General features: G+C 66.4%; 18 protein-coding genes and 1 riboswitch. Of the genes, 15 read left to right on the top strand and 3 right to left on the bottom strand.

What is annotated here, in order from left to right:
* Window positions 1-78: 78 nt before the first annotated feature.
* The 9 genes from WS61_RS28530 (at window position 79) to WS61_RS28490 (ending at window position 9,894) form a co-directional block, all read left to right on the top strand.
* Window positions 79-360 (top strand): hypothetical protein, encoded by a 282-nt coding sequence (locus tag WS61_RS28530; protein WP_059505586.1) that lies wholly within the window; start codon window positions 79-81, stop codon window positions 358-360.
* On the top strand, window positions 357-1,847 hold the full coding sequence (locus WS61_RS28525; protein WP_059505557.1) for a TolC family protein: 1,491 nt from the start codon (window positions 357-359) through the stop codon (window positions 1,845-1,847). Before WS61_RS28530 ends, WS61_RS28525 begins: the two co-directional genes overlap by 4 nt.
* 1 nt (window position 1,848) lies before the next feature.
* Window positions 1,849-3,144 carry a copper oxidase gene (locus tag WS61_RS28520; protein ID WP_059505555.1) on the top strand — a complete coding sequence of 432 codons (1,296 nt, stop codon included), beginning with the start codon at window positions 1,849-1,851 and terminating at the stop codon, window positions 3,142-3,144.
* 66 nt (window positions 3,145-3,210) lie between these two features.
* Window positions 3,211-3,558, top strand: a complete 348-nt coding sequence (locus WS61_RS28515) for a copper-binding protein (RefSeq protein WP_059505553.1) — start codon at window positions 3,211-3,213, stop codon at window positions 3,556-3,558.
* A gap of 14 nt (window positions 3,559-3,572) precedes the next feature.
* Window positions 3,573-3,953: a copper homeostasis periplasmic binding protein CopC gene (gene copC / locus WS61_RS28510; RefSeq protein ID WP_059505584.1), complete on the top strand. Its 381-nt coding sequence runs from the start codon at window positions 3,573-3,575 to the stop codon at window positions 3,951-3,953.
* A complete protein-coding gene (locus WS61_RS28505) occupies window positions 3,950-4,891 on the top strand; it encodes a CopD family protein (protein WP_059505551.1) in 942 nt (313 codons plus the stop codon). The genes copC and WS61_RS28505 overlap by 4 nt, the downstream gene beginning before the upstream one ends.
* Window positions 4,892-5,059: 168 nt before the next feature.
* Window positions 5,060-6,874 carry an ExeM/NucH family extracellular endonuclease gene (locus WS61_RS28500; RefSeq protein ID WP_059505549.1) on the top strand — a complete coding sequence of 605 codons (1,815 nt, stop codon included), beginning with the start codon at window positions 5,060-5,062 and terminating at the stop codon, window positions 6,872-6,874.
* A gap of 697 nt (window positions 6,875-7,571) precedes the next feature.
* Window positions 7,572-9,419 carry a peptidase S10 gene (locus tag WS61_RS28495; RefSeq protein WP_059505547.1) on the top strand — a complete coding sequence of 616 codons (1,848 nt, stop codon included), beginning with the start codon at window positions 7,572-7,574 and terminating at the stop codon, window positions 9,417-9,419.
* Between the two features lie 82 nt (window positions 9,420-9,501).
* Entirely contained in the window at window positions 9,502-9,894 is a 393-nt protein-coding gene (locus WS61_RS28490) for a 2-oxoglutarate dehydrogenase (protein ID WP_227789689.1), read from the top strand.
* 69 nt (window positions 9,895-9,963) lie between these two features.
* Here WS61_RS28490 and WS61_RS28485 read toward each other — a convergent pair whose 3' ends face one another.
* Window positions 9,964-11,043 carry a zinc-binding alcohol dehydrogenase family protein gene (locus WS61_RS28485; protein WP_059505546.1) on the bottom strand — a complete coding sequence of 360 codons (1,080 nt, stop codon included), beginning with the start codon at window positions 11,041-11,043 and terminating at the stop codon, window positions 9,964-9,966.
* Window positions 11,044-11,152: 109 nt separating this feature from the next.
* On the opposite strand from WS61_RS28485, the gene WS61_RS28480 reads away from it, so the two are divergent.
* Window positions 11,153-11,944: a helix-turn-helix transcriptional regulator gene (locus WS61_RS28480; protein WP_059505544.1), complete on the top strand. Its 792-nt coding sequence runs from the start codon at window positions 11,153-11,155 to the stop codon at window positions 11,942-11,944.
* A 92-nt stretch (window positions 11,945-12,036) separates the two neighbouring features.
* Here the strand turns inward: WS61_RS28480 and WS61_RS28475 are convergent, their stop codons facing one another.
* Window positions 12,037-13,515, bottom strand: a complete 1,479-nt coding sequence (locus WS61_RS28475) for an aminotransferase class V-fold PLP-dependent enzyme (protein WP_059505543.1) — start codon at window positions 13,513-13,515, stop codon at window positions 12,037-12,039.
* 331 nt (window positions 13,516-13,846) lie between these two features.
* Between WS61_RS28475 and WS61_RS28470 the strand changes: the two genes are divergently transcribed.
* From WS61_RS28470 to WS61_RS28450, 5 genes are all read left to right on the top strand, one after another.
* Complete coding sequence (locus tag WS61_RS28470; protein ID WP_059505540.1) at window positions 13,847-14,662, top strand: MipA/OmpV family protein; 816 nt, start codon at window positions 13,847-13,849, stop codon at window positions 14,660-14,662.
* Window positions 14,663-14,670: 8 nt separating this feature from the next.
* The gene (locus WS61_RS28465; protein WP_059505539.1) at window positions 14,671-15,345 is read left to right on the top strand and encodes a response regulator transcription factor; all 675 of its coding nucleotides are present in this window, start codon (window positions 14,671-14,673) and stop codon (window positions 15,343-15,345) included.
* 50 nt (window positions 15,346-15,395) lie between these two features.
* The gene (locus tag WS61_RS28460) at window positions 15,396-16,748 is read left to right on the top strand and encodes a cell wall metabolism sensor histidine kinase WalK (RefSeq protein WP_059505537.1); all 1,353 of its coding nucleotides are present in this window, start codon (window positions 15,396-15,398) and stop codon (window positions 16,746-16,748) included.
* Window positions 16,749-16,922: 174 nt separating this feature from the next.
* Window positions 16,923-17,026: riboswitch (SAM-I-IV-variant riboswitch) on the top strand.
* 42 nt (window positions 17,027-17,068) lie between these two features.
* The gene (locus WS61_RS35080) at window positions 17,069-17,401 is read left to right on the top strand and encodes a hypothetical protein (protein ID WP_156441878.1); all 333 of its coding nucleotides are present in this window, start codon (window positions 17,069-17,071) and stop codon (window positions 17,399-17,401) included.
* 226 nt (window positions 17,402-17,627) lie between these two features.
* A complete protein-coding gene (locus WS61_RS28450) occupies window positions 17,628-17,855 on the top strand; it encodes an H-NS family nucleoid-associated regulatory protein (RefSeq protein WP_059505534.1) in 228 nt (75 codons plus the stop codon).
* 267 nt (window positions 17,856-18,122) lie between these two features.
* Here the strand turns inward: WS61_RS28450 and WS61_RS34405 are convergent, their stop codons facing one another.
* A complete protein-coding gene (locus WS61_RS34405; RefSeq protein ID WP_095211855.1) occupies window positions 18,123-18,371 on the bottom strand; it encodes a PAAR domain-containing protein in 249 nt (82 codons plus the stop codon).
* Window positions 18,372-18,449 lie beyond the last annotated feature (78 nt).

Below are 18,449 nucleotides of genomic sequence, written 5' to 3'. Positions count from 1 at the left end.
CGGCCGACGCGCCGCGATCCGCCATGTGCACCGGGCGCCGTATCGGGCGCGCCGGACGACTTACGACGAGACATGTTCATGCGATTGATCATTGCGGCGCTATTGGGCGCGGCGGCCCTCGTGCCGACGCTCGCGCCCGCGCAAACCCCGTTGCCCGATCCGGCGGACGCCGCCGCGTCGGTGCCGGACGTCACCGTGACGTCCGCGTTCGACGGCTACCGGCCGTATCGGGACGACGCAGGCCCGGGCTGGCAGCAACTGAACCGGGACGTGACGGAGCGGCCCGCGAAAGCACGCACGACCGGCGGCGCGGCCGGCCACGGCGCCGCCCATTCGACGCACGGAGGGGCCGCGCGATGACGACGTTCGCGATATCGCCGAGGATCGGTGTGGCCGCAGTCGCGCTGGCGTTCCTCGCGGGCTGCACGACGTTTTCGAAGGACGGCGGGTTCGACGCCGTGTCGTCCGCCGCATCGGAACGCATCGGCAAGGACGCGGTGGTGGTCAGGACCGACGCCGACCGCGAAGCCGTCGACCGGCGGACGAAGGAACTGCTCGGCAAGCCGCTGTCGATCGACGACGCGGTGCAGGTCGCGCTGCTGAACAACCGAGGCTTGCAGGCGTCGTACGCGGAGCTTGGGCTGTCGGAGGCCGATCTCGTGCAGGCGGGCCGGCTGCCGAACCCGCGCTTCGCATTCAGCCGCACGCGTGCCGGCGACGGCGAGCTCACGCTCGGCCGCACGTTCTCGGCGAACGTGTTCGCGCTGCTGACGATGCCGCTTGCAACGAAGATCGAGCGCCGCCGTTTCGAGCAGACAAAGCTGGAAACGGCCGATGCGATGCTGAAGGTCGCGGCCGAGGCGCGCCGCGCGTATGTCGAGGCCGTCGCCGCCGAGCAGGCCGCGAACTATGCGCAGCAGGTGCGCGACGCCGCGAGCGCGGCCGCCGAACTGGCGTTGCGCATGCGGCAGGCCGGCAACTTCAGCCGGCTCGACTACGCCCGCGAACAGGCGTTTCATGCCGATGCGGTCGCGCAGCACGCGAAGGCGCGCCAGCGGGCCGTCGCCGCACGCGAGAAGCTCACGCGTGCGATGGGGCTGTGGGGCGAACGCGCGCGGTACGCGCTGCCCGAGCGCTTGCCGGATGTGCCGAAGGCGCGCCCGGACCTGCACGATCTCGAACGTTTCGCGATGAGCAACCGCCTCGACATCCAGGCGGCGAAGCTGCAGACGCAGGGTGTCGCGTCGTCGCTCGGCCTGAGCAAGGCCACGCGCTTCGTCAATGCGGTCGAGCTCGGCTACGTGAACGACTACGAAACCGGCAAGGGCCACGAGCACGGCTACGAGATCGGCGTTGAGATTCCGCTGTTCGACTGGGGCGGCGCCAAGGTCGCGCGCGCCGAGGCCATCTACATGCAGTCGGCGAACCGGCTCGCGAAAACGGCCATCGATGCGCGCTCCGAAGTACGCGAATCGTACGCGGCGTACGTGACGAGCTACGACGTCGCGACGCACTATCGCGACGAAGTCGTGCCGCTGCGCAAGACGATCTCCGACGAACTGCTGCTGCGCTACAACGGGATGCTCGCGAGCGTATTCGAGCTGCTGGCCGATGCGCGCGAACAGGTCGGCGCGGTCAACGGCTACATCGACGCGCTGAAGGACTACTGGCTCGCCGAAACCGATCTGCAGATGGCCGTCGGCGGCCGGTTGCCGTCGCCGGGCGCGACGCATTCCGCCCATTCGGCATCTGAATCCACCCCAGCCGCCGACGCTGCGCCGCAGCCGGCATCCACGCCCGCGGCGCCGTTGGCGCCCGCGACGCAACCGCATCCGGAAGGTCATTGACATGGTGTCCCGTCGACAATTTCTCAGCGGCTCGGGCGCCGCGCTGCTCGGTGCGGCGATGGTCGGCAAGGCCGGCGCCGCATCCCTGCCCGAAGCGCCGACGATGGCGAAGACCGGCACGCAGCTGCCGCTCGTGCCGCCCAACGGCCGCCCGTATACGCCCGTCGCGACGCTGAACGGCTGGTCGCTGCCGTGGCGGATGAAGAACGGCTGGAAGGAATTCCACCTGACGGCCGAGCCCGTCGTGCGCGAGATGGCGCCCGGCATGAACGCGAACCTGTGGGGTTACAACGGGCAGTCGCCGGGCCCGACGATCGAGGCGGTCGAAGGCGACAAGGTCCGCATCTTCGTGACCAACCGGTTGCCCGAGCACACGACGATCCACTGGCACGGGCTGCGGCTGCCGAACGGGATGGACGGCGTGGGCGGCCTGACGCAGCCGCATATCCCGCCCGGCAAGACCTTCGTCTACGAATTCCAGCTCGAAGCGCACGGCACGTTCATGTATCACCCGCACGCCGACGAGATGGTGCAGATGGCAATGGGGATGATGGGCATGTTCATCGTGCATCCGAAGGACCGCGGCACGATGCCGGTCGATCGCGATTTCGTGTTCCTGCTCGCCGCGTACGACATCGATCCGGGTAGCTACACGCCACGCGTGAACGAGATGACCGACTTCAACATGTGGACCTTCAACTCGCGCGTGTTCCCGGGCATCGATCCGCTGCCGGTGCGCGCCGGCGACCGCGTGCGAATTCGTTTCGGCAACCTGACGATGACGAATCACCCGATCCACCTGCACGGCTACAGCTTCGAGGTCGCGGGCACCGACGGCGGCTGGATTCCGCCGGCCGCGCGCTGGCCGGAAGTGACGGCCGATGTCGCGGTGGGCCAGATGCGCGCGATCGAGTTCACCGCCGATCGCTCGGGCGACTGGGCGTTCCATTGCCACAAGTCGCACCACACGATGAATGCGATGGGCCACCAGGTGCCGAACCTGATCGGCGTACCGCAGAAGGATCTCGCGAAGCGGATCGGCAAGCTCGTGCCCGACTACATGGCGATGGGCAGCACGGGCGGCGCGATGGGCGGCATGGAGATGCCGCTGCCCGACAACACGTTGCCGATGATGACCGGCACGGGCCCGTTCGGGCCGCTGGAAATGGGCGGCATGTTCACGGTGCTCAAGGTGCGGCACGGGCTCGACCGCAACGACTATCGCGATCCGGGCTGGTTCCGGCATCCGAAGGGCACCGTCGCATACGAATACACCGGCGAAATGCCGGACGGTTGAAGCAGCACGCGGCGGCCGCACCGATGCGGCCGCCGGTTTCCATTCACTCACACGGGAGTCGACACGATGAAGAAGGGACTGGTTTTGATGGCGACGGGTTGCGCGCTGGCGTTCTCCGCTGCGTCGTACGCCGCCGGCGACATGGCCGGCATGGACATGAGCGATGGCGCGAAGCAGGGCGTTGCGGGGGCGTCGCGCATGTCGCACGGCGAGATCCGCAAGGTCGACACGGCGGCCGGCAAGCTGACGATCAAGCACGGCCCGCTGGAGAATCTCGGGATGGACGCGATGACGATGGTATTCAAGGTGAAGGACCCGGCGATGCTGTCGCAAGTGAAGGCGGGCGATACGGTCGACTTCGTCGCCGAGGACGTGGACGGCGCGCTGACCGTCGTCGAACTGAAGAAGCCGTGACGCGGAGCGCGAACATGACGATCTCGACATGCAAGCGGCTGGCCGGTTTCATCGCGGCTGCCGCCATCCTTGCGGTCGCACCGGTCGCGGCGTCGGCGCACGGCAAGCTGGAAAGCGCCGCACCGGCGGCCGGCAGCACGGTCGACGCGGCGCCCGATACGGTGCGGCTCACGTTCAACGAAGACCTCGAACCGGCGTTCAGCTCGGTGAAGGTGTCGGATGCGAGCGGCAACGCCGTCACGCAGGACAAGGCGAAGGTCGATGCATCGAACCCGCGCGTGATGACCGTCGCGATGCCGAAGCTGGCAGCAGGCATGTACACCGTGCAGTGGGCGGCGATGACGGCCGATGCGCATCGCACGAAGGGCACCTATACGTTCCGGGTGAAGGAATGAACGACGGCATCGTCGGCCTGTTGCGGCTCGTGGCGGTGGCGATCCAGAACGCCGGGTTCGCGGTGGCCGTCGGTGCGCTGCTCGGTCGCCGCTGGCTCGCGCGCGGCGCGTCCGCATGGCAGCACGACGTCGGCCGGCGGCTCGTCGCGACGCTGCGCATCGCATCCGTCGTATCGCTGCTCGCGAGCGTCACCGCGTTCTGGGCGCACTGCGCGCTGATGAGCGAAGTGCCGCTGCTCGACGCGGGGCCGGCGGTGTGTTCGATGCTTGCGCGCACCGGGTTCGGTCATGCGTGGCTGGCCGGCACGGTGTTCATGCTCGTCGTCGTGCTGCTGTCGTTCGTCGGGCGCGCGAACGACACGCGGTTTCCGTTCGCGATGGTGGCCGCGCTTGCCACTGTCGCGCTGGCGCGCAGCAATGGCGGCCATCCGGTGGACGCCGGGCTGTTCAGCGTGCCGGTGTGGGTCGACTGGCTGCATCTGCTGGCGATCAGCGCGTGGGTCGGGCTCGTGCTCGTGACGGCGTTCGGCCTGATGCCGCGGCTCGCCCGCATGCCGGCGAGCGAGCGCATGACAGGCGCGGCGTTCGTGCAGTCTCTGTCCGATGCGTCGACCCGCGCGTTGATCGTGCTGTTCGCGACCGGCGCATACAACGGCTGGCGCGGCGTCGCCACGCCCGCCAACCTGCTCGCATCGACGTACGGGCAGATCCTGCTGCTGAAGCTCGCGCTCGTGCTGCTTGCCGCGATGCTCGGCGGGCACAACCGCTTCTTCGGGATGCCGAAGCTGCTGGATGCGTTGAAGGACTCGGCCGCCGCGATGCCGGCACGCGCGTCGAAGCAGTTCGGCGCGGTGCTGCGGATCGAGGCGGTCGTGCTCGGCGGCGTGCTGATGGCGGCGGCCGTGCTCGTGTCGAGCGCGCTGCCGGGGACGGTCTAGCGCGGCGGGTTTTCGTCGGAAGATCGGCTGCATTGTCGAGACATGACCGGACGACGCAGGGCGAAAGCGGCGCGATGACGCCAATTACATCGGCCTGTCTCCCGATTACCGGAAACTGTCATTGAGCGCCGCTAAGCTTTCGTCACCCTCACAACCGGGATTCCCGCCATGCGCTCGACAATCCGCCTGTTTGCCCCGCTATTGCTGCTCCCGACGCTCGCCGCGCCGGTATTCGCCGCGACCGCCGCGCCCGTCAGCCCGAACTGCGGCGGCAGCACGACGCCGATCGCGGAGATCCAGGGGCTGGGCGCACCGTCGCCGCTCGCCGGTCAGAACGCGTCGATCGAAGCCGTCGTCACCGCCGATTTCGGCGGCACGGACGGCTTCGGCGGCTTCTTCGTCCAGCAGGCCGATGCGCAGCGCCGTAACCAGCCGGGTGTGTCCGAAGGCCTGTTCGTCTATGCGCCGAAAGCGCGCGCGAAGGCCGGCGATCTCGTGCACGTGACGGGCAAGATCGAGGAGAAGTACGGGCAGACGCAGCTCACGCTGTCGGGCCCGATCGCGGTGTGCGCGAACGGCCAGACGGTCACGCCCGCGACGCTCACGCTGCCGGTCGACAGCCCGAACGCGTTCGCCGCGTACGAAGGAATGCTCGTGCGCCTGCCGCAGACGCTGAGCGTCACCGACAACTACGAACTCGGCCGTTACGGCAGCGTGATGCTCAGCAACGGCCGCCTGCGCACGCCGACGAGCGTCGTGCCGCCCGCGCAGGCGCAGACGCAGATCGACGCGAACGCGCGCAACCGCCTGATCCTCGACGACGGCTCGAACAAGCAGAATCCCGCGACCGTGCCGTACCCGGCGCCGGGCCTGTCGGCCGCGAACACGCTGCGCGCGGGCTACACCGTGCGCGACGTCGAAGGCGTGCTCGAAGTGCGTTACGGCGCATGGCGCGTGCAGCCGCTGCCCGGCGCGGCCGTGCCGGCGTTCGACGCACGTGCGAACCCGCGCACGAACGCACCGGCGCGCGATCCGAAATCGAACCTGCGCGTCGCGTCGTTCAACGTGCTGAACTACTTCAACGGCAACGGTCTCGGCGGCGGCTTCGACGATCCGAACAATCGCGGCGCGAAGACCTTCCAGGAGTTCCAGCGCCAGGAAGCGAAGATCGTCAGCGCGCTGAAGGCGATCGACGCCGACGTGATCGGCCTGATGGAAATCCAGAACAACGGTTACGGCGAACTGAGCGCGGTGCGCCAGCTCGCGGCGAAGCTCGGCAACCACTGGCGCGTGGTCGATCCGGGCACGTCGCGGCTCGGCGGCGACGCGATCGCGGTCGCGATGATCTACGACAGCCGCAAGGTCGAGCCGGTCGGCCGCGCGGCGACGCTCGCGATCGACGACAAGAACCGTCAGCCGCTCGCACAGTCGTTCCGGCTGATCGGCGGCAACAAGCAGGCGCTGACGGTGGCCGTGAACCACCTGAAGTCGAAGAACTGCCCGGACGCCGCGAACGACGATCTCGACCAGGGCGATGGCCAGGGCTGCTGGAACCCGACGCGCACGCGCGCGGCGGCGAAAGTCGCCGACTGGCTGGCCGGCAACCCGACGGGCGTCCAGAGCCAGGGCGTGCTGCTGATCGGCGACTTCAACAGCTATACGTACGAAGATCCGATCCGCACGCTCGAATCGCGCGGTTACCGCAACCTCGTCGCGCGCTGGATCGGCGCGAACGCGTACAGCTACGTGTACAACGGCGAAGCCGGCTATCTCGACCACGCGCTCGCGACGCTGCCGCTCGCGTCGCACGTGAAGGCCGTGCACGAATGGCACATCAACGCGGACGAGCCGGTCGCGCTGCAGTACACGCTCGCGTACAAGTCGGCCGAGCAGCAGAAGACGTTCTACGCGCCGGATGCATATCGCTCGTCGGATCACGATCCGGTGCTGATCGATATCGCGTTGCCGGGCGGCGGGAAGTAATGGTGGTTTGAGTTCTCGCGACAGGCGCGACGCGCGGCAATGCCGTGCGCCGCGCCTGTCCGGGAAAGCCGTTCGAATACCGGGTAAATAATGCCGCGAAAAATCAATCGAACCGGTATTTTATGGATGACGCAGTGCACATCGTTTCTGCAATTGAAGCGCGATTGAGGCGAATCGAATTATCGAATGACGTGCGCATGTCGCTGCACCGTCCCGATCGATCCGGTGATAATAAAAATGAAAGAATGGTTCTGTCGATCCGAAGGCTTTGAATGCGCTGCGCCAATACGGGAAAGGCTTCTACGTTGTGCGGGAAAAGTAAAATATTCGGCGCGGCATTGCCGATGAAGCGCACCTTGCATGAATAATCCCGTTTTCTTTCAAATTCCAGACACTGTCCGCCCTTCGCATCATTGCGGGATTTTTAATATCCGAATGATCTTTGACAACGCGGCGCAGCACCGCCTATTTTTGTCATGTCGTAAATTTCAGTAATACAAAAGTGGTCCAAACTGCAGGGGGCGCGTCCTGGCATCATTCTCGCCGGCAGTTTGCTGTGTCTGTATCAAGTTCAGTCTCTTAGAAGTCCCATCCAACCGCCGATTGCCGACCGTGCAACGCGAGTGGCGGGCAAGCCTGCGCGTTTCGCGGGCGTCGGCGGCCTTTGTGACGCGGTATCCGAAATCAAAGGGCAGAGATGAAACCAGACAGGAGCAGTACCGGTAGCCGCCGCGGTCGTCGCGGCCGGCTGGGCGGGCTAGGCGCATTGACCGTCATGACACTGGCGCTCGCGGCATGCGGCGGCGACGATTCGTCGTCCGTCGGCGCGCCGAGCCTCGCACAGGCCACCGCGAGCCAGCAGGCCAGCGCGCAGGCGGCCGGCACCCAGGCGCCGGCGGCCAACCAGCCGTACGTCGACCCGGTCGCGTATTCGATGAACGCGACCGACGGCCTCGCGCCGTCGCAGGTGGCCGAGAAAGCGGCCGTCATGCATTACCAGTGGAAGGGCGGCGGCAAGACGATCGACTACACGACGACCACCGGCCACCTGACCGCGCAGGACGCGAACGGCAACGCGGAAGCGTCGATGTCGTATGTCGCGTACACGGCGCCCAGCACGAACGGCAAGCCGCGCCCGGTCACGTTCGTCTATAACGGCGGGCCCGGCTCGTCGTCGATCTGGCTGCGGCTCGGCTCGTTCGCGCCGACCCGCGTGGCCACGCCCGATCCGCTGTTCGGCGACAACTGGCCGAACTATCCGCTCGTCGACAATGCGGAGAGCCTGATCGACACCACCGACCTCGTGTTCATCGACCCGCCCGGCACCGGGCTGTCGGAAGCCGTGTTGCCGAACACCAACCAGAAGTACTGGGGTTCCGACGCGGACGTGAACATCATGCGCGACTTCATCCAGCGCTACCTGAACGTCAACGGCCGCGGCACGTCGCCGATCTACCTGTACGGCGAATCGTACGGCACGCCGCGCACCGACATGCTCGCGCTCGCGCTCGAATCGGCCGGCGTGCACCTGACGGGCATCGTGCTGCAGTCGTCGATCCTGAACTACTTCGCGGATGCGGTGGAAGCGGTGGCGATCACGCAGTCGACCGAAGGGCTGCTGCTCGACACCGACACGGTGGCCGGCTATCTGCCCGGCTACGCGGCGGTCGCGGCGTACTTCAACCAGGTCTCGCCGGCGCCGGTGAACCAGGATCTGTACGCACTGCAGACGGAATTGTTCACGACGCTGATCTACAGCCAGCTGCAGAAGTACTCGCAATCGTGGGTGTTGAGCCAGCTCGGCATTCCGGATGCGCTCGGCACGCCGGTGTTCCCGAGCGATGCGACGCTCAGGCTGTGGTCGATCCCGTCGAGCCTCACGCAGCAGGCGCTGCGCGGCTACTTCAACGCGAATCCGTTCGGCACGAGCCTGTTGCCCGGCACGACGATCGGCCGGTACGACGGGCGCGTGTCGTTGCCGAACTCCGACCCGCGGCTGCAGACCGACGGCGATCCGTCCGACATCCTGATCTCGCAGCCGTTCACGAACGCGCTGGCGACGCAAATGCCGGACTATCTCGGCTACACGGCTCCGAACGCGACGTACCTGCCGCTGAACGACAACATCATCGGCGTCTGGGACTTCTCGCACGACGGCCAGCCGATGCCCGACACGATCCCCGATCTGCTCGGTGCGCTGCAGCTCAACCCGAAGCTTCGCGTGCTCGCGGAGAACGGCTACCACGATCTCGCGACGCCGTTCTTCAACACGGAGAAGCAACTCGCGCGGCTGCAGACGGTGAAGGGCCTGAATCCGAAGCTGCAGGTGAACTTCTTCCAGGGCGGCCACATGACTTACCTTGACGACGTCGCTCGTCCGCTGATGAAGCGGGATCTGCAGACGTTCTACAAGGGCGCGCGGATTCCGACGGCGCTGACGCTGCGCATGCTGCCGCCGCCGTGGCCGGACGAAAATCCGCCCAGCGTGCCGACCGGCAGCGTCCCGGGCGCGACGGCCGCGACGACACTGGCGGCCGCCCCCTGAGCGACGCACGCCTTGTCGGCGGAACCCTCTATTCATCCATTGAATGCGAGCGATCATGTCCCTAATCCAATTGATGCGGCGTATGTCCCCGTTGATCGTGCTCGGTGCCGTGATGAGCAGTGCCTACGCGTTGCCGCCGCAGGCGGTGGCGCCGGTGAAGCTGCCGCACGGCGGGCGCGGTGTCGACGGTCCGTTCTTTCCTGCCACGCGGGCGGCGCCGGTGTTGCCGTCGACCGGCGCGGCCTTGCAGCAGCAGGCGCAGCAGCGCGTCGACGCGAGGCTCGGCGGCAATACCGTGCTGAGCAACGGCGCAGCCGTGACGAAGGCGCAGGCGCAGAGCAGCGGGCTCGGCTTCGTGTCGAAGCACTTCGACGAGATCGATGCGAAGCACACCGGCCGCGTGACGATGAGCGACGTACGGCAGTTCATCCGGCAGCGGCAGGTGCAGGCGCAGCAGGAACAGCAGGACGAGTGACGTAGCAGGCAGGGGCGGCGGCCGTGCGGCTTGTCGGGCGCACCGGCCGCCGAATCGTCGGCGGCGTGGCTAAGGCGCGATCACCGTCATCCTGAACGGTCCACCGTGCTCCGCCGCATGCGCGACCGCGTCGTTCGCGTCGTCGAGCGCGAAGGCCGTCACGTCGAACTGTCCGAGGTCGAGCAGCCCGCCGCGAACGAGCCCGGTCACCAGCGTCACGGCTTGCGTCGGGTACATCCATTTGCCGCGCAGCGTGATGTCGTTGCGCATGATCCACGGATACGGCAGCTCGAGCCCGGCCCCGCCGAGCATGCCGACGCCGCCCATCAGCACCACGCGCCCGTACGGGCGAACCGCCATCACGGCCGCCCGCACCGTCGTCGCCGGCACCGACGGCGGCATCAGGTCGATCACGCAGTCGATCAGCCCCGGCGCGGCCTGCTGCATGCGGATGCGGTCTCCGGTTTCGTCGCCGGTCAGCTCGACTGTGCGCACGCGGTCGCCGAAGCGGCGTTCGAGATCCGCGAGCACGCGCACGTTGCGGCCGGGCGCGACCACGCAGCGCGCGCCCATAGCCAGCGCCACCGCGACGCAGGCGCTGCCGAAATGGCCGGTTGCGCCGCTGACGAGCACGATTTCGCCGGCACGCAGGTCGGATGCCAGCAGCCCGCCGTAAGGCACGAGCAGGGTATTGAGCGCGCACCAGCGTGCGGCGTCGGCCGACGCGATCGCGCCGATGCGCACCGCGTTCTCGGTCGGCACGCGTAGCCGTTCGGCGAACGGACCGTCGTGAAAGTAGCGCTGCAACTGCTTGCCGCCTTCGCCGCGCGTGCTCCAGCCCTGCAGCACGATGTCGGGCATTCGCGCGTCGTCGCGCGAGCGGACGGTCGGGTCGCAGAATACCCAGTCGCCCGGCTGCAATTGCGTCGCGTCGGGGCCGGTTTGCCGGACTCGGCCGATCGCGCCGCAGCCGGGCACGATCGGCAGCTCGAGCGGATAGCGGCGCTCGCCGCTGAACACTTCCCGCGCATAGGGCAGAACCGGCGTCGCGACGACGTCCACGACGACTTCGCCGGTGCCGAGCACGGGGTCCGGCATCGTTTCGATCGCGAGCGGCCTGCCGAACGACTTCAGAATCGCAGCTTTCATGACGCTTCCTGACGGTGGGGATGCGTCGATTCTGGCAGGCTTAGAATCTGCAACAAGGCCCGGCGCGAGCCCAGGATGGGCCGATACCACCCTGCCCGGAGCGAACCCGATGACCGTCACCACGCGAACCCCGTTCGGCGATTTCCTGCGCTCGCGGCGCAAGAAGCTGCGACCGGAGGCCGTCGGCCTGCACGGCGGCCCGCGCCGGCGCACGCCCGGCCTGAGGCGCGAGGAAGTTGCGGAACTGGCCGGCATCGGCGTCGACTGGTACGTACGGCTCGAGCAGGGGCGCGACGTCAACCCGTCGGAGGCGACGCTCGACGCGCTGGCGCGCGCGTTGCGGCTCGACAAGGCCGAGGCCCTCCATCTGCGCACGCTCGCACGGCGCGACGGCCCTCGTGCGTTCGTGCCGGAGCGCGTGCCGCCGACCCTCGCGCGGCTCGTCGCGCACCTTCAGCAGCCTGCCTACGTGACCGGCCGGCGCTGGGACATCCTCGCGTGGAATGCCGCCGCGGCCGAGGTGCTCGGCTTCGACCGGCTGGCGCAAGCCGATCGCAACATCCTCGTCTACATGTTCGAGACGCCGCACGCGCGTGCGCTGTTCGCCGCGAGCTGGGCCGACGAGGCGCGGCGGATGATCGCGCTGTTTCGCACGAGCCACGATCTCTACGCGAGCGATCCGGCGTTCGTCGCACTGGTCGCGCGATTGCGCGCCGGCAGCAGCGAATTCGCGCAATGGTGGGATGCGCATGACGTGCGCAGCGGCGTGTCGGGCGAGAAGGTGCTCGTACATGCGCAACGCGGCACGCAGCGCTACGAGTACGCGACGTTCCAGGCGAACGACGATCCCGCGCTGAAGCTGGCGATCTATACGCCGGTGAACGGCGATGAACGGACCTGATGCGGTCGTGACCGGCACCGCCAGGCGGCCACGCAGCGAAGCATCGGCTTCATGCGCGACCGCAGGCGATCAGGCGTAAGGGTGGGGGTGGCTCACGCCGCCCGTCGAGCGGACAGCCGATTCCACAGCATGCCGGAGCGGCTGCCGCTGCGGCAATACGCGAGCACCGGCTTCGGCAGCGTGTCGACCAGTGCGCCGAACGCGTCGACTTCCGCGTCGCCGATGCGGTCGCGCTCGACCGGCAGGTAGCGCGCGTCCATTCCCAGTTCGCGCGCGGCCGCAGCGATCTCCTCGAACGACGGCTGATCCACGCCTTCGCCATCCGGCCGGTTGCAGATCACCGCACGAAAGCCCGCATTGCGAATCGCCTTCAGGTCGGCCGGCGTGATCTGCCGCGACGCGGTGAAGCCGGTCGCCGCGGCCGCCCGGCATTGCTCGATCGCCCGCTCGAAACAGCCGATCGCGAAGTCGACGTCCTGCTCCGTCGTGAAGCGCCCGAAGCTGATGCGCACGGTACGCCCGGCCGTTTCCGCATCGAGGCCGATCGCGGTCAGCACGTGGGACGGTGCGCCGCTGGTCGAATTGCATGCGGAGGTGGACGACACGGCGAGCGCTTCGCCGAGCATGAACGGGAAGAAGCCCGGCGCATCGACCGTCAGGCTCAGCGTGTGCGGGATGCGGCGGGCGGCGGCCGCGTTCTGCGTGACGTCGCCGAGCGCGAACAGCGCGTCGGTGAGCCGCGCGCCGAGCGCAGCGATCCGCGCGGCTTCGCCGTTGAGTTTTTCGGCGGCGAGTTCGCATGCGACGCCCATGCCGACGATCTGATGCGTCGCGAGTGTGCCCGAACGCAGCCCGCGCTCGTGGCCGCCGCCGTGAATCTGCGGCGCGATCCGGCTCGCGATTTCGCGGCGGACGAACAGCGCGCCGATCCCCTTGGGGCCGTACACCTTGTGGGCGGACATCGACATCATGTCGATGCCGAGCGCGCGCACGTCGATCGGTGTCTTGCCGAGCGCCTGCGCGGCGTCGACGTGGAGCAGCGCGCCGGCGGCGTGCACGATGCGGGCGATCGCACCGATGTCGGTCAGCGTGCCGATCTCGTTGTTCACGAGCATCAGCGACACGAGGCCGGTGTCGGGGCCGAGCGCGGCCGCCACCGCGTTGGCGGTGATTTCGCCGTGGGCGTCGGGCGTCAGGAAAGTGACCTGCATGCCGCGCTTCGACAGGTTCGCCATCGTGTCGAGCACGGCCTTGTGCTCGAGGCGGCTCGTGATCAGGTGGCGCTTGCCGGTCGCGTTTTCCGCATAACCCTTCAGCGCGAGGTTGTTCGATTCGGTGGCGCCCGACGTCCAGACGATCTCGTCGGCGTCCGCGCCGATCAGCGCGGCGACCTGCGCACGGGCGTGCTCGACCTTGTCCTTCGCCTGCCGGCCGGCGGCGTGCGAGCTGGAGGCGGGATTGCCGAAGATGCCGTCGAAGCCGAGGCAGGCCGTCATCGCCTCGATCACGGCAGGGTCGGCGGGGGTCGTGGCTGCGTAGTCGAGGTAGTGCAGCGGGATGGGTTCGCTCATGTCCGTCTCTCTTGCTCATTGCGTAGTGACGGAAATGATACGGGGGACAGAAGGGAAAAAGGATCCAAAGTTGGCTGAGGATTCCGCTTGATGTGGAATAACATTTCCTCCATATGCTGAATGGGGAAATTTGTTTCTTTCTGGGCCGACCGAGTGCGGCGGCGCCGGCATGCCGGCTCGCGCGTATCGAGCCTCTCGCCTTGCATCGATATTTCCCACCATCCGAATTCCTCGCAAGCTCCGCCCGTGACGATTTTTTCGGTAAGTGAGCGGTAAGTCGACTGGTCCTACAGTAGCCCCCGTTTCGACCGCCGACTCCAGGAAAACGATTGTGAAAATTGCCGCCCGCCACGCACGTCCGTTATGGCTGATTGCCGCTTCATTCGCACTGTCATCCGCTTCCGCATGGGCGGACGACGCCATGAGCCCGCCCGATCCCGATCATTCGGGGCTGACCATCCTCGACCACGCGACGAACGTCACGCATTGGGGATTGGGCGCCGGCGTCGGCGTCGAACCGTCGGTCTACAGCGGCGACGGCACCCGCGTATTGCCTTTTCCGCTGGTCTACTTCGACAACAAATGGGTGCAGGCCATCGGCACCACGGTCGATCTGAAAATCGGCAGCTGGAGCGGCGTCCATCTCGCGCTGCGTGGCCAGTTCTCGCTGTTCGACGGATACAAGGGCTCGGACGCACCGATCCTGAACGGCATGGACAATCGCAAGGGCGCGTTGTGGTACGGCCCTGCACTGTCATGGAACACGCGCTTCGGCACGTTGTCGGGCAGTTTCCTGCTCGGCGGAAACAAGGGCGAGCGCGCGAAGATCGGCTTCGAGAAGGCGTTCGCGCTCGGCGCGTTTTCGATCGCGCCACATGTCGGCGCGGAATGGTTGAGCAACAAATACGTCGACTACTATTACGGCGTGCGACCATCCGAGGCACGTGCGTGGCGCGCCGCATACAGCGCGGGTTCGGCCGTGAACGTGTCGGCCGGCACCCGTATCGACTACCGGCTGACGAAGCAGCAGACGGTTTTCGTGGACGTGGGTGTGTCCCGACTCGGCGACGGCATCACCGACAGTCCGCTCGTCGGAAGACGGTTCGTTCCCGAGGCCAGAATCGGCTACATGTATCGGTTCAAGTGAGTGCGAGTATGCCAAGGGTGGCGATTGTCGAGGATCACGAGCGCCTGGCCGGGCTGCTGGCTCAGGCGCTGGCGGCGGCGGGGATCGAATCCGACCGGTTCGGCAATGCTCGCGAAGCCGCTTACGGTATCGACCGGGCCGATTACGCGCTGCTGATCGTCGATCGAGGATTGCCCGACGGAGACGGCCTGGCGTTCTTGCGGACGCTGCGCGCGGCGGGGCGCATGATGCCTTGCCTGATGCTGACGGCGCGCGACGCGTTGCATGACCGCATCGACGGACTCGAAAGCGGGGCCGACGATTATGTGACCAAGCCGTTCGAAATGAGCGAGCTCGTCGCCCGCGTCCGCACGCTGATGCGGCGCCCGGCGCTGCTCACGGCCCTCGTCGCGTCGTTCGCGGACGTGACCGTGGACCCGCCCCAGCGCGCGATGCGCTGTGGCGATCGGACGGTACTGCTGGCGCCGGCCGAACTGCAGATCATGCTCTGCCTGATCGAAGCCGCGGGCCGGACCGTCCGGCATTCGAACCTCGAGCATGCCGCATGGGGGTTCGCGGAGGCGGTCACGCCGAACGCGCTCGAGGTGACCGTGCACCGCTTGCGCAAGAAACTGACGGCGATCGGCGCAACGACGCGGCTCACCAATATCCGCGGCGCCGGCTTCGCGCTGCGCGACGCGTGACGATGCTTCGCCGCGTGTCCCAGATTGCCGCCTCCCGCAGGAAAACCGCGATGTTCCGTCATTGGATCCTGCGCCTGTCGACGCGCCTATGGGTGACCAACGTCGTCGCGTTCGCCGTCAGCCTGGCGCTGCTGTCCGCGCTTTCCATGTATTTTCTCGCTCGATATCCGGAATTTCTCGGGCGGCGCCAGCAGATGGAGAGCATCCGTCATATCGAGGCCGGAATGCGCTTCGACGCGGCCGGGCGGCCGGTATCGGTGCGATTGGGCGAGCATCCGGCGGCGATGTTCCGGCTCTTGCCAACCGACGCGATGTACCGCGTGCTCGATGCGACGGGGAAGGTGTTGCTGGCGTCGACGCCGTCGAACGGCGATCGGCCGTGGCTGACGGAGGATCTCGCGACGGCGGCCGGCAAGGTATTGCCCGTCACGATCGACGGCAAGGCGTACGCGGTCGCGACGCAGCGCGCATCGAACGGTAGCGTCGTCCATTACGTGCAGATGGCGCAAAGCAGGCAACTCGTCGATGCGCTCGTCATGACGAGGATCGATCCGATACCGAAGACCGTCGCGTATGTGCTCGCCATCGCGACCGTCATTTTCGGGCTGACGCTGCCGTTGACGATCAGTCACGTGCTGAAGCCGTTGCGGGAAGTATCGCGTGCCGCGCGGGAAATCGAGCCGCGCAATCTGAAAACACGGCTGTCTTCGGCCGGTATTCCCAGCGAGATCAAGCCGCTGATCGATGCGTTCAACGACGCGCTGAGCCGGCTTGAGAATGGCTTCGCCGTTCAGCAGCAGTTTCTGGCCGACGCCGCGCACGAGTTGCAGACACCGCTCACGCTGGTCAGAGGGCAGATCGAGCTGCAGCCCGACATCAGCCAGAAAGCGCTGCTGCTTCGCGAGATCGACTTGATGGCCCGGCAGGTCAAGCAACTGCTGCATCTGGCCGAAGTCAGCGAAGCGCAGAACTTCAGCTTCGACGACGTGAACGGCGACGAGGTCGCGCGCGACGTCGTGAGCTTGCTGGCCGGCAAGGCCGATGCGAAGCGGGTAAAGCTCCATATCGAAGCGCGCGATTCCGCGTCACGCATACGGGCGGACGGCGGGGCGCTTTTCATCCTGCTCAAGAACCTTGTCGAGAATGCGATCAATGCGTCGCCGTTGGATGGCGTCGTCGTGCTGACCGTTCTCGAGACGGCGATTCATGTCGACGATGAAGGGCCGGGCATTCGGCGGGAGCATCTTCCGCTGCTTTTCGACCGATACTGGCGGGCGCCGGATTCGCGGTATGACGGCGCTGGGCTCGGGCTGGCGATCTGCAAGGAGATCGCCGAGGCCCATCGATGGAAGTTGACGGTCGATGTGCTGGCAACGGGGACGCGGTTCAGTGTCTGGTTTTAGTTGGCATCAAGGGATTTCGACCCCTCATGCAAGCCGCGCGGGTCCGTGGGTTACCTTGGTGACGGGTGCGGAGGAGTGCGCGTGTCACGCTGACGTGTCACTTTTCACCGCCCCCTTGTTCGACGTCGATTTTTCGATATAATGAACCCACGTTCGGAATGACGAACGTGAGAATTCAAGCATCCAGAGTCGGGTTATCCGACGCCAACCTGCCCTCCCGGGCAAGGTGGACGCCCTCGAGGCGATGCGGCCGATTGACGGCAACGAAGCGGGAGCAGCATGGCTGGCACCGGTTCGATCACCATTCATCCGGAGCAACCATGAGCCAAGTTTCCTCCGCTTCCCGCCCGACCGTCTGTGAAGACTGGTCGCACTTCCTTCCCGGTTTCACGTTGACGCATACGGTTCATCTCGTTTCGAGACGGCTTCCGGGCATCGTTTCGACCGCGGAGGCCGTGCTCGAAGGTGAAACGGCTACGGTCGATCGTTGGGCCATCACCCGCTGTGGCGACGTTCTCGAACAAAAGATCGTGCTCGGTGAGATGACGGAAGGGCAAGCGGTGCGGCTGCGTGAGCGGCTTGCCGCGCTGGAGGGGGTGCTCCGGGCGCGGGTGGAGCATCATTTCGTTCGGAGCCGATCAGCGGCGACCTGATATGTGCGGGGAGCGATCGTTAGACGGTGCTTTCGCGTCGTCGTGGAAATATGCATCAGCAGTCGTCACGCACGCCAGGCAAGGCTTCTCGGGAAAAGTGTACATCCTCAGCATGACCACGCATCGTGTGTTTTCTCGCCGTGGTCGCGCTCCGCGCCCGATGCGCTTGCGTTTCTCTGCCTTCCGTCTACGTTCACCCTAGTAATAGGGCTGGTTCTTCGTGAATATGCGGCTTCCAAATCCCCAGCAACGCGTTCTGCATGCAATTAGCGAGGTTCTTGCCGAATACGGCATCACGGCCGAGCAACTTTTCGGACGACGTCGTGCCGTGGCATCAGGCGAGCGTGCGCCGGTCGCGCCGAAGTATCGCGATCCGAAAGGCGACAAGATCTGGAGCGGGCGTGGCAAGGCTCCGCAATGGATTGCAAGCGCGAAGAATCGCGATCGGTTTTGATCGAGCAATGAGCGGCGTTAATCATTGAGCACGACGAAGCCGACGTTATCGGATGGAAACTACCTGGCGATTTGTCGTGAGCGGACGGTCTTTGCCGCTAGGGCAAACGGGCACGGCGACGCGTTCCCGCACGCTGCGATGATCGTCACGGCTGGATAGGCTACCTTTACCCGCGACGGTGTCGAAGTGTGGAACTGCAGTGCGCGCTACGCCGCTGCCCACTTCAACACTCAGTCGATCTAGGAGATGAGGTCGCAAGGTCAAGGCTCAGACTAGGCTCGAAATCAGGTGGCAGCCACACGTGGCGCAATGGCCGTGCCGTGCGATCGGAACACTATCATCGGTCATCGACGAGTCGCCTTCCTCGATGAGGTTTGGCGACACGTCGGGATGTTGGGGGCACGACACGCGATCGCCTTTGCGTGCGACAAAGCGGCCGTCGAAGCGCATTGTGCTAGACCCCGTTTCAACCTTGCCGCCGTGATCGGTGGCGTCACCGACGCGGATGAGATTCATCTGCGGTGGACTAGACTAAATCTGACAGTGGTTGGTTTTTCATGCTGGCGCGCATTGGCGCGAAGGGTGTAGCCCGTA

Origin of the sequence: Burkholderia sp. ABCPW 11, from assembly GCF_001523445.1 — a bacterium.
Classification (GTDB): domain Bacteria; phylum Pseudomonadota; class Gammaproteobacteria; order Burkholderiales; family Burkholderiaceae; genus Burkholderia.
Note: the sequence above shows the minus strand (reverse complement) of the source record. Positions and strands in the feature narration are given on the sequence as shown.

What these genes read in the sequence shown, in the direction of transcription:
- WS61_RS28480 (WP_059505544.1), top strand. Translation starts at nt 11,153, where the DNA reads ATGACCGTCACCACGCGAACCCCGTTCGGCGATTTCCTGCGCTCGCGG.
- WS61_RS28495 (WP_059505547.1), top strand. Translation starts at nt 7,572, where the DNA reads ATGAAACCAGACAGGAGCAGTACCGGTAGCCGCCGCGGTCGTCGCGGC.
- WS61_RS28460 (WP_059505537.1), top strand. Translation starts at nt 15,396, where the DNA reads ATGTTCCGTCATTGGATCCTGCGCCTGTCGACGCGCCTATGGGTGACC.
- WS61_RS28490 (WP_227789689.1), top strand. Translation starts at nt 9,502, where the DNA reads ATGTCCCCGTTGATCGTGCTCGGTGCCGTGATGAGCAGTGCCTACGCG.
- WS61_RS28530 (WP_059505586.1), top strand. Translation starts at nt 79, where the DNA reads ATGCGATTGATCATTGCGGCGCTATTGGGCGCGGCGGCCCTCGTGCCG.
- WS61_RS28520 (WP_059505555.1), top strand. Translation starts at nt 1,849, where the DNA reads ATGGTGTCCCGTCGACAATTTCTCAGCGGCTCGGGCGCCGCGCTGCTC.
- WS61_RS28505 (WP_059505551.1), top strand. Translation starts at nt 3,950, where the DNA reads ATGAACGACGGCATCGTCGGCCTGTTGCGGCTCGTGGCGGTGGCGATC.
- copC (WP_059505584.1), top strand. Translation starts at nt 3,573, where the DNA reads ATGACGATCTCGACATGCAAGCGGCTGGCCGGTTTCATCGCGGCTGCC.
- WS61_RS28485 (WP_059505546.1), bottom strand. Translation starts at nt 11,043, where the DNA reads ATGAAAGCTGCGATTCTGAAGTCGTTCGGCAGGCCGCTCGCGATCGAA.
- WS61_RS28500 (WP_059505549.1), top strand. Translation starts at nt 5,060, where the DNA reads ATGCGCTCGACAATCCGCCTGTTTGCCCCGCTATTGCTGCTCCCGACG.
- WS61_RS28515 (WP_059505553.1), top strand. Translation starts at nt 3,211, where the DNA reads ATGAAGAAGGGACTGGTTTTGATGGCGACGGGTTGCGCGCTGGCGTTC.
- WS61_RS28525 (WP_059505557.1), top strand. Translation starts at nt 357, where the DNA reads ATGACGACGTTCGCGATATCGCCGAGGATCGGTGTGGCCGCAGTCGCG.
- WS61_RS28475 (WP_059505543.1), bottom strand. Translation starts at nt 13,515, where the DNA reads ATGAGCGAACCCATCCCGCTGCACTACCTCGACTACGCAGCCACGACC.
- WS61_RS28465 (WP_059505539.1), top strand. Translation starts at nt 14,671, where the DNA reads ATGCCAAGGGTGGCGATTGTCGAGGATCACGAGCGCCTGGCCGGGCTG.
- WS61_RS35080 (WP_156441878.1), top strand. Translation starts at nt 17,069, where the DNA reads ATGAGCCAAGTTTCCTCCGCTTCCCGCCCGACCGTCTGTGAAGACTGG.
- WS61_RS28450 (WP_059505534.1), top strand. Translation starts at nt 17,628, where the DNA reads ATGCGGCTTCCAAATCCCCAGCAACGCGTTCTGCATGCAATTAGCGAG.
- WS61_RS34405 (WP_095211855.1), bottom strand. Translation starts at nt 18,371, where the DNA reads ATGAATCTCATCCGCGTCGGTGACGCCACCGATCACGGCGGCAAGGTT.